The sequence below is a fragment of the Streptomyces sp. MI02-7b genome, from assembly GCF_033793585.1.
Lineage (GTDB): Bacteria > Actinomycetota > Actinomycetes > Streptomycetales > Streptomycetaceae > Actinacidiphila.
Genome location: NZ_JARAWX010000023.1, coordinates 128,980 through 137,632, shown reverse-complemented (window position 1 = coordinate 137,632; position 8,653 = coordinate 128,980). Strand labels below are relative to the sequence as shown.

General features: G+C 72.5%; 10 protein-coding genes and 1 pseudogene. 7 read left to right on the top strand and 4 right to left on the bottom strand.

Features of this window, described 5'->3' with window-relative positions:
• Both PV364_RS31455 and PV364_RS31450 read right to left on the bottom strand, forming a co-directional pair.
• On the bottom strand, nt 1-324 hold a 324-nt coding region (locus PV364_RS31455; protein ID WP_319663877.1), incomplete at its 3' end, for a transposase.
• Between the two features lie 202 nt (nt 325-526).
• Nucleotides 527-734 (bottom strand): annotated as a pseudogene (locus tag PV364_RS31450) (hypothetical protein); the annotation flags it as partial.
• A gap of 160 nt (nt 735-894) precedes the next feature.
• Here PV364_RS31450 and PV364_RS31445 point away from each other — a divergent pair.
• From PV364_RS31445 to PV364_RS31430, 4 genes are all read left to right on the top strand, one after another.
• Complete coding sequence (locus tag PV364_RS31445) at nt 895-1,305, top strand: hypothetical protein (protein WP_319663876.1); 411 nt, start codon at nt 895-897, stop codon at nt 1,303-1,305.
• 120 nt (nt 1,306-1,425) lie between these two features.
• Complete coding sequence (locus tag PV364_RS31440) at nt 1,426-1,764, top strand: hypothetical protein (protein WP_319663875.1); 339 nt, start codon at nt 1,426-1,428, stop codon at nt 1,762-1,764.
• A gap of 385 nt (nt 1,765-2,149) precedes the next feature.
• Nucleotides 2,150-2,533, top strand: coding sequence for a hypothetical protein (locus PV364_RS31435; protein WP_319663874.1), 384 nt, complete (start codon nt 2,150-2,152; stop codon nt 2,531-2,533).
• 109 nt (nt 2,534-2,642) lie between these two features.
• Nucleotides 2,643-3,011 (top strand): YciI family protein, encoded by a 369-nt coding sequence (locus PV364_RS31430; protein ID WP_319663873.1) that lies wholly within the window; start codon nt 2,643-2,645, stop codon nt 3,009-3,011.
• A 28-nt stretch (nt 3,012-3,039) separates the two neighbouring features.
• Here PV364_RS31430 and PV364_RS31425 read toward each other — a convergent pair whose 3' ends face one another.
• A complete protein-coding gene (locus tag PV364_RS31425; protein WP_319663872.1) occupies nt 3,040-4,248 on the bottom strand; it encodes an MFS transporter in 1,209 nt (402 codons plus the stop codon).
• 72 nt (nt 4,249-4,320) lie between these two features.
• On the opposite strand from PV364_RS31425, the gene PV364_RS31420 reads away from it, so the two are divergent.
• From PV364_RS31420 to PV364_RS31410, 3 genes are all read left to right on the top strand, one after another.
• Complete coding sequence (locus PV364_RS31420; RefSeq protein ID WP_319663871.1) at nt 4,321-5,079, top strand: DeoR/GlpR family DNA-binding transcription regulator; 759 nt, start codon at nt 4,321-4,323, stop codon at nt 5,077-5,079.
• Between the two features lie 228 nt (nt 5,080-5,307).
• The gene (locus PV364_RS31415) at nt 5,308-5,859 is read left to right on the top strand and encodes a DoxX family protein (protein ID WP_319663870.1); all 552 of its coding nucleotides are present in this window, start codon (nt 5,308-5,310) and stop codon (nt 5,857-5,859) included.
• 120 nt (nt 5,860-5,979) lie between these two features.
• Nucleotides 5,980-7,770 (top strand): prolyl oligopeptidase family serine peptidase, encoded by a 1,791-nt coding sequence (locus PV364_RS31410; protein WP_319663869.1) that lies wholly within the window; start codon nt 5,980-5,982, stop codon nt 7,768-7,770.
• Here the strand turns inward: PV364_RS31410 and PV364_RS31405 are convergent.
• Entirely contained in the window at nt 7,726-8,586 is an 861-nt protein-coding gene (locus PV364_RS31405) for an SURF1 family protein (RefSeq protein WP_319663868.1), read from the bottom strand. The genes PV364_RS31410 and PV364_RS31405 overlap by 45 nt on opposite strands.
• Between the last annotated feature and the right edge of the window lie 67 nt (nt 8,587-8,653).

The following is an 8,653-nucleotide window of genomic DNA, read 5'->3' as shown; positions in this document are numbered from 1 at the left end:
GGCCACCACACTGATGAGGGCCTGCTCGGCCCGGCGGCGTCGTTCGAGCAGCCAGTGCGGGAAGTAACTGCCGCTGCGGAGCTTGGGAATGGCCAGCTCCACGGTGCCGGCCCTGGTGTCCCACTCGCGTGGGCGATAGCCGTTGCGGTGGTTGACGCGTTCGTCGCTGACCTGCCCGTATTCCGCGTTGCAGAGGGCATCGGCCTCCGCGGACATCAGTGCGTCGGCGAACGTCTTGACCATCGCGCGCAACAGGTCGGGACTCGCCGCTGCGAGGTTCTCCTCGGCAAGGGCGTGCAGGGGCAGACTGTCTGGTGCGGTCATCGTGCTGATCTCCTTCGAGGCTTCGACACTTCGAAGATCAGCCGGTGGCCGTTTGTCTATGCGGGCACCAACCCGGACGCCGGAGCAAACCCCCGGATCAGGTCCAACCCGCTACACCACTTCCAAGGACGCAACCCCCATTGCTTCGGGACGAAGAAGCCGTGGGTTCAAATCCCGCCACCCCGACTTCGTGAAGTACAGGTCAGAGCCGGTTTCCCCAGTGGGGAGACCGGCCCTGCTCGTTGTCGAGTGTCCCGGTGAGTGTCCACGGCTTCGGGTCGCGCTTGAAGATGCCGTCCCTCACGACCGCCCCCGTATGGATCACCGGTCGGATCTGCTCGCGGTAGACCTCAGGTGACGGCCGTACCGGAGTGGCCGACCAGGCGCGGGATCTCCTCCAGCGGGACCCCGCCCATAGTGGAACTCGCGGGGAACGGCGTGGCTGCGGGAACCGGTCGAGGGTGCCGGCCGTCATCCCGGCGGGAGTAACTGGACCGTTGGGGGCAGCGGCCAACACGAGCGAGGCCAACCGGTAGGGGCAGAGGCAGCATGCCGAAACGATGGAAGCTCATGGCGGCAGGAGTGACGGCCGTCGCGGTCGCGGTGGGCGGAGGTTGGTGGTGGGAGAGCACACCGAGGTACGACGTGCCCGTGCCGTCGGCGAGTGCCAGTCCGGGCGATGTCGTGGGCGCTTACATGCGGGCGTTGGACGCGCACGACAGCGGCACCGCGAGGGCGTTGTCGACCTCGAATCACCGAACAACGGCTGCGACCTGGCTCGCGGATACGTCCGGCTTGCAGGTCCTGGGCGTATCTGCGCCGATCGACGAGGGCAGCGAGGTGGAGGTCAAGGTGACCTTCGACCTGCATCAGCACTGGTGGACCGACGACCCCTCCATGGGTCCCGGACGCCACGCCTGGGGCTACCGCCTGGTGCGGCAGCAGGGGCGGTGGCTGATCCAGGACGAGGGTATGGGCTGACCCACCCGACTGAGTGTCTGACTGCGCTACAACGGTCACGCATCGAGGCGTGCAACCACGGACGCTCGCGGACGGTGCGCCCAGGTCACGAGCGGTTCGGCCGCAGGAGGGGAGGGCCGCATGGGACTGGACGACGCGCGCCTGGCGCGTATCGCCGCGATGGCCGAGCGGGTCCGCCCGTTCTGGGAGCCGGGTCACGATCCGCATCTCTTGCAGGAGCGCCTGATGGAACTCGACTGCCATGGGATCGACGCTGTGCTCGTGACCAAGGAGCTCATGCGGTGCGACCTCGGCGAGGCGCAACGCGCGTTCTTCAGCGCCCCGTGCAGGGAGGACGAGCGGCGATTCCACAACGAGGCCATGGACGCCCTCGCACGGACAGGTGACTGCGTGGAGTACGAGGGAGACCGCGTCACCATGACGTGGACTCTCGATCCGCAGGACCCGCCTGCGTCATGACCGCGAAGTTCCCTGGGCGGCCGCCCAGTTGCGTGTGTGACGATCCGCGGCTACGCCGCGTGGCGGCCAACGATCGCTGGCCCAGCGGGGATTCCTCGGCAATTCTGGCATCAGGCGCTCCGTAGCGGCCGGGGCGGAGGCAACTCCCGTGTCCGAGGGCGGCTCGCGTGCGCGATTCGACCGGCAGGGGCGGGGGGGGACGTGCCAGCATGGGCGACCGGTGCCGGGGGCCGCACCGGGATGACGGGGGATCGTTGTGACGCGTGGCACGAGGCGATGGACGGTGCTCGGGTGCGCCGGTGCGGTTCTTCTGGCACTGGGCGGGTGTACGGAGGAGCACCGGGCTGCCGTTCCCGAGCGGCCGGTGGCGCGCGGTTCCGCGCCGGTGGCGACTGCGCGTCCCGCCTGGCGGGACCCCGCCCAGGCGCTGGGTGATGCCACGGTGTGGGCTTCGAGCGGGCGGCGAGCCGGCGGATGGGAGGCGGACCTGCCCGCGTCCCACGGGGGGACGGTCTGGGTCAGCACGCAGTGCGAGGGCTGGGGCACGCTCACGGTGGACGCCGGCCGGTACGGCACCAGCACGGAGCACTGCTCCGAGCAGCCGGACGGGAGCCTCAACGCCTTCGAGGGGATGGGCACGAGGACCGCCGGCCAGGTCAAGGTGACCGCGGGGCCCGGGGTGACCTGGGCGGTCGCGGTCGGCTGGAACCCCGGAAAGATGCCCGCGTCCGACGCCGACGACGCCGCGATGACGACGCCGGAAAATTGATGTGCGGCACGTGTCGATTCCGCGCGCTGCCGTTCGACGCGTGGACGACGGGCTGGTCAGCGTGTCCGGGAGCGACCGGATCCCAGCCCGGGACACCGAGGGAGCGATCATGCGTTTTCTGATGATGCACCGGCTCGACGAGAGCGCGCCGGAGGCGTGGAACCCCAGCCAGGAGTTCATGGAGAAGATGGGCGCGTTCATCCAGGACTGGTCCGAGAAGGGCATCCTGATCACGGCGGAGGGTGTCCATCCCTCCGAGAGGGGCGCGCTGGTGCGCAAGCCCCGGGGCGGCGCGACGCATGTGACCGACGGGCCCTTCACCGAGGCCAAGGAGGTCATCGGGGGCTTCGGGCTGATCAATGCCAAGGACCGGGCGGAGGCCGTCGAACTGGCCCGGCAGTACGCCGAGCTGTTCGACGAGGTGGAGGTCGAGGTGCGGCAGGTCGTGGAGTTCGACGACCTGGAGCCCCCGGCCTGATCCGTCCGGCGCCCGCCCGGCCCGGCCGTCAGACCGGCTCCACCTCCGGGGTGCGGGCCGCGACGGCCGGCCGGGGCCGCAGGACGCCTGCGGCGCAGGCCGCGGTGACGCAGAAGGCCACCGGGAGCAGGAGCGTCACGTTGAGCGGTACCAAGTGGGTCAGCGGGCCGATGACGGCCGGCCCGGCGAGCATGCCGAGGTAGCCGAGGCCTGCGACGCGGGAGACGTTGGTGGCCGAGGCGTCCTGGTCGGCATGGCCCGCGGCGCTGAACAACTGCGGGACGCAGCCTGACAGCCCCGCGCCGAACACCGTCCAGCCGAGCAGCGCGAGCGGGATCGACGGGGAGAGTGCCGCGGTGGTGAGGCCGAGGGCGGCCGCGGCGGCGCCGTGGCGGAGGACGGCGGCCGGGCCGAAGCGGGCGGCGACGCGGTCGGTGAGGAAGCGGCCGGCGGTCATGGCGGTGGCGAAGGCACCGTAGGCGAGGGCGGCGGTGGAGGCGGGGGCGTCGAGCACGTCGCGCAGGTGGAGCACGCTCCAGTCGTTGGCGACGCCCTCGCTGAGCATGACCATGAACGCGAGTACGGCCAGCACCCAGATGCGTTGCGGCGTCCGGCGCCGGGTGGGTGCGACCGGGGCGCTGTCCGCCGGGGCCGAGGCCGAGGCAGGGGCCGGGGCCGTGTCGGGTCGCAGCAGCGCCGGGGCCGTCGCCGCGGCCACGGCCAGACCCGCGACCGCGACCGTTCCCAGGGTGGCGGCCGGGCTCCAGCCCCGGTCGAGCGCGCGGGCGCCGGTGAGGGAGGCCAGCACACCGCCGATGGAGAAGGTGGCGTGGAACGCGGACATCACGGGCCGCCCGTAGCCGCGTTCGACCTGCACGGCGTGGGCGTTCATGGAGACGTCCAGGCAGCCGTTGCCGACCCCGAGCAGGAGCAGCGCGCCGCCCAGCGTCCAGGCGTCCGTGGCCAGCCCGGGCAGCAGAACGGCGGCGCTGCACAGCGCCGCGCCGAGCGGGACGACGGTGCGGGCCCCGAAGCGGTCGGTGAGCGGGCCGGCGACCTGCATGCCGGCGAAGGCGCCCGCGCCGAGCAGGAGCAGCAGCCAGCCGAGCACGGCGTGGCCGATGCCCGCGCGCTGCTCGATGCCGGGGATGTGGACGATCCACATCCCCATGAGGAAGCCGTTCAGGGTGAAGTAGACGAAGGTGGCCAGCCGCCCGGCTCGCAGGGATCTCTCCATGCTTCGAACATAACGAACAATCCTTATGTGCGAAAGGTTGATTCCTGAGCGATCCCGGTGTTCACTTCTCTCATGGTGAGTACAGACCGGCTCCGGCGGATCACCGAGGCCGTACGGGAGGCGGGCAGCCTCGGCGTCACGGAACTGGCCGCGCTGACCGGCGCCTCCGAGATGACCATCCGCCGCGACCTGGAGGTCCTGGCCGACCAGGGTGTGCTGGAGCGCTATCGCGGAGGGGCGCGGAGCCTGCTGCTGCGCGGCGAGGAGCCGCCCTTCGCGCTGCGCAGCCAGGAGGGGCTGGACGTCAAGCGGCGCATCGCCGCCGAGGTCGCCGGGCTCGTGGCGGACGGCGAGTCCGTGGTGCTGGACAGCGGGACCACGTGCCTGGAGGTGGCCCGCGTGCTGCGGCACCGGCGGCTGACCGTGATGCCGCTGTCCCTGCACGCGGTGAACGTGCTGGCCGGGGCGCCGGAGCTGACCTTGCTGGTGCCCGGCGGCCGGCCCCGGGCCGGGGAACTGGCGCTGACCGGGCCGCTGACCGAGGCGTCGCTGTCCGCGCTGCGCTTCGACACCGCCGTGATCGGCTGCTGCGGGCTCGGCGCGACGGAGGGACTGACCGCGTACGACCTGGACGACGCGGCGGTGAAGCGGGCGGCGATCGCCTCCGCCCGGCGGGTCGTCGCCGTGGCCGAGGGCGCGAAGTTCCACCGCACGGCGCTCGCCTTCGTCGCGCCGGTCTCGGCGCTGCACGCCGTGGTGACCGACACCGACGCCCCGGAGGACGGAACGGCGGCGATCACCGCGGCCGGTGTGGCCGTGCACCGGGTGTGAACCGGCGCCGGACGACGGGCTCTTCGACGGCCTGCCCCGCAGATCGCCGGCTACCGGGCGGGGGCACGGCTCCCGCGACCCGGCGCGGGTCCGTTCCGCCGGGTCAGGAGTAATGATTGAGCGGTAGAACAATTCACGCATCAGCGTGCATGTACTGACAAACCTCTCTGCCGGTTCTCCGAGCGGCGTCCGGTTCCGCCCGGCACCCGGTACGGAAGAGAGCCCTCCATGATGCACATCGCCGAACGCCTGCGTACCACTCCCGACCCCGGCGCCCACGCCCCGCCGTCGCATGCGGTGACCGCCGCCGACTGCGGGCTGCTGCTCCTGCGGATCACCGTCGGCCTGGTGATGGCGGGGCACGGTTGCCAGAAGCTCTTCGGGATCTTCGGAGGCAACGGCCTCACCGCGACGGGCAAGGGGTTCGAGGCGCTGGGCTACCACCCCGGCACCTTCTACGCCGTCCTCGGCGGCCTCTCGGAGTTCCTCGGCGGTCTGGGCCTCGCGCTCGGGCTGTTCACACCCCTCGCTGCGGCCGCCCTGATCGCCGTGATGATCAACGCCATGGTGACCGTCACGGCGGCGCACGGCCTGTGGGCCATGAACGGCGGCCTGGAGTACACGATGTGCATCGCGGCCGTCGCCCTCGCCGTCGCCGCCATCGGCCCCGGCCGGCTCTCCCTCGACCGGCCGTTCCCCTGGGGGAAGGGCGGCTGGGAGGAGGCCGGCATCGCGCTGGGCCTGGCCGGCGTCGGATCCGCGATCGTGCTCAGTCTGTAGACCCGCCCCGGTCCCCGGGGGCACGCCACACACCCGGAGGCACGGGGAAAAACCGGTCTGTGACCGAGAGGTGACGACGCCCACGGTCCGCCGCGGTCCCGCATCCGGTTGGATGGGGTCATGAGCGACGTCATGGCTGGTATGCCGGATTGGGAGAAGCGCTTCCGGGCGCCGCGCGTCGGACTGCCGGAGTGGGCTGAGGACGCACCCCACCGCAGCCTCTTCGTGTCGAATGCGACAGGCACGTACGAGTTGTACGCGTGGGACCGGACGACCGGGGCGCAGCGGCAGGTCACCGACCGGCCGAACGGGACGTCGGACGGGACCCTGACGCCGGACGGCGCCTGGGTGTGGTGGTTCGCCGACAAGGACGGCGACGAGTTCGGGGTGTGGATGCGCCAGCCCTTCGAGGGCGGCACCGACGAGACCGCCGCGCCGGGGCTGGAGCCTTCGTACCCGGCGGGGCTCGCCCTCGGCCGGGACGGCCTCGCGGTGGTGGGCCGCTCCACCGACGAGGAGGGCACGACCGTCCACGTGGCGCGCCCCGGGGCCGAGCCGGTGGAGATCTACCGCCACGAGGAGTCGGGCGGGGTCGGCGCGCTGTCGGAGGACGGCACCCTCGTGGTGATCGAGCACACCGAGCACGGGGACGCGATGCACTCGGCGCTGCGCGTCGTGCGCACCGACGGGTCCACCGTGGCGGAGCTGGACGACAGCGAGGGCGGCACCAGGGAACTGGGCCTGGAGTGCCTGGGCTTCGCGCCCGTGCCGGGCGACACCCGCCTGCTGGTGGCGCACCAGCGGCGCGGCCGCTGGGAGCCGATGCTCTGGGACGTGGCGGCGGGCACCCAGACGCCGCTGGCGATCGACCTGCCGGGCGACGTGGCAGCCGAGTGGTACCCGGACGGTTCCGCGCTGCTGGTGGTGCACTCGTACCAGGCCCGCAGCGAGATCTTCCGCTACGGGCTGGAGAGCGGCGAGCTGACCCGGCTGGAGACCCCGGCGGGCTCGGTAAGCGGGGCGACGGCGCGCCCGGACGGCACGGTGGAGTTCCTGTGGTCGTCCGCGCAGTCGCCGTCCGAGGTGCGGTCGACGACCGGCGCGGTGGTGCTGGAGGCCCCCGGCTTCCGGGCCCCGGGGTCGGTGCCGGTGGAGGACGTGTGGGTCGAGGGTCCCGGCGGACGGGTGCACGCGCTCGTGCAGCGCCCGGCGACCGGACAGGGACCGTTCCCGACCGTCTTCGAGATCCACGGCGGCCCGGCCTGGCACGACTCGGACGCCTTCGCCGCGGGTCCGGCGGCCTGGCTGGACCACGGCTACGCGGTCGTGCGGATCAACTACCGCGGCTCGACCGGCTACGGCCGGGAGTGGACGGACGCGCTCAAGCACCGCGTCGGCCTGATCGAGCTGGAGGACATCGCGGCGGTGCGGGAGTGGGCCGTGGAGTCCGGTTTCGCGGACCCGGCGCGTGTCGTGCTCTCCGGCGGTTCCTGGGGCGGCTTCCTGACGCTGCTGGGCATGGGCACGCAGCCCGGGCTGTGGACGGCGGGCCTGGCGGCCGTGCCGGTCGCCGACTACGTGGCCGCGTACGAGGACGAGATGGAGGCCCTCAAGGCTCTGGACCGCACGCTGTTCGGCGGCTCCCCCGAGGAGGTGCCGGAGCGCTACGAGGCGTCCTCGCCGATCACCTACGTCGGCCAGGTCAAGGCGCCGGTCTACATCTCGGCGGGCCTGAACGACCCGCGCTGCCCGATCCGGCAGATCGACAACTACGTCGAGCGGCTGGAGGGCCTGGGCAAGGCGCACGAGGTCTACCGCTACGACGCCGGGCACGGCTCGCTCGTGGTCGACGAGCGGATCAAGCAGCTACGGCTGGAGCTGGACTTCGTCCGCCGGCACCTGGGCGGCTGAGGCCGCCGCGGGTGCCTCGGGTGCCTGCTCCACGAGGCCGAGCGCGGCGTCCCGCCGTGTCTCGGCCTCGCGGCGCAGCAGGCGTACGTACATGAAGAGCACGAAGCCCGCGAAGACGAACCACTCGCCGGTGTAGCCGAGGTTCTGGAAGGCCTTGAGGTCCAGGCCGGTACCGGCGGGCGCGGCGGGCGGCACGGCCGTCAGGGGCGCAGGGACGCCCTCGGTCTGCGTGATCCACGCGCCGTACACCGGGTACGGGACGAGGTTGACCAGTGAGGCGGCGCTGATCATCCCGAGCTGACCGGCCGGGAGCCCGCCGCGGGTGACGACGCCGTCGGTGCTGTCGGTCTCCGGGGCCTGGAGGGCGCCGGAGACGGTGACCTCATCGGACGGGGCGGCCGGGACCGCCGCGGGCGATGCCTTGGACGCGTCCCCGGGCAGCCAGCCGCGGACGACGGGCAGCGCCTGGCCGCCGGTCACCCGTAGCGGGGTCAGCACGTAGTAGCCGGTGCGGCCGTCGAGTTCGCGGCCCGGCACGAGGAACTGGTGGGCGCCGTCGTAGCGGCCGGTGGCGGTGACGGTCCGGCCGGAGGTCTCCGCGGTGACCACCGAGCGGACCGTGGGCAGCAGTTCCGCGAGCGGCACCGCGGCTGTCCTGGCGTCCCGCGACGGCGCGTCCTGCGCGGCGCGGTGCGTCTGCACGCGGTCCTCGAAGCGGCCCAGCTGCCAGCTGCCCATGAAGGTGCAGAACGCCACGGCGCACACCACGAAGAGGAGCCCGCCCAGCCAGCGCGGGGTCAGCAGGAACCGGTACACCCCACCAAGGTACGGGGCTCGGGCGAGCCGTTCGGACCCGCCCCCGTCTCCGGCCCCCGTTTCCCGC

Coding starts and splice junctions, on each gene's coding strand:
- PV364_RS31445 (WP_319663876.1), top strand. CDS start 895: ATGGCGGCAGGAGTGACGGCCGTCGCGGTCGCGGTGGGCGGAGGTTGG.
- PV364_RS31440 (WP_319663875.1), top strand. CDS start 1,426: ATGGGACTGGACGACGCGCGCCTGGCGCGTATCGCCGCGATGGCCGAG.
- PV364_RS31430 (WP_319663873.1), top strand. CDS start 2,643: ATGCGTTTTCTGATGATGCACCGGCTCGACGAGAGCGCGCCGGAGGCG.
- PV364_RS31425 (WP_319663872.1), bottom strand. CDS start 4,248: ATGGAGAGATCCCTGCGAGCCGGGCGGCTGGCCACCTTCGTCTACTTC.
- PV364_RS31420 (WP_319663871.1), top strand. CDS start 4,321: ATGGTGAGTACAGACCGGCTCCGGCGGATCACCGAGGCCGTACGGGAG.
- PV364_RS31415 (WP_319663870.1), top strand. CDS start 5,308: ATGATGCACATCGCCGAACGCCTGCGTACCACTCCCGACCCCGGCGCC.
- PV364_RS31410 (WP_319663869.1), top strand. CDS start 5,980: ATGAGCGACGTCATGGCTGGTATGCCGGATTGGGAGAAGCGCTTCCGG.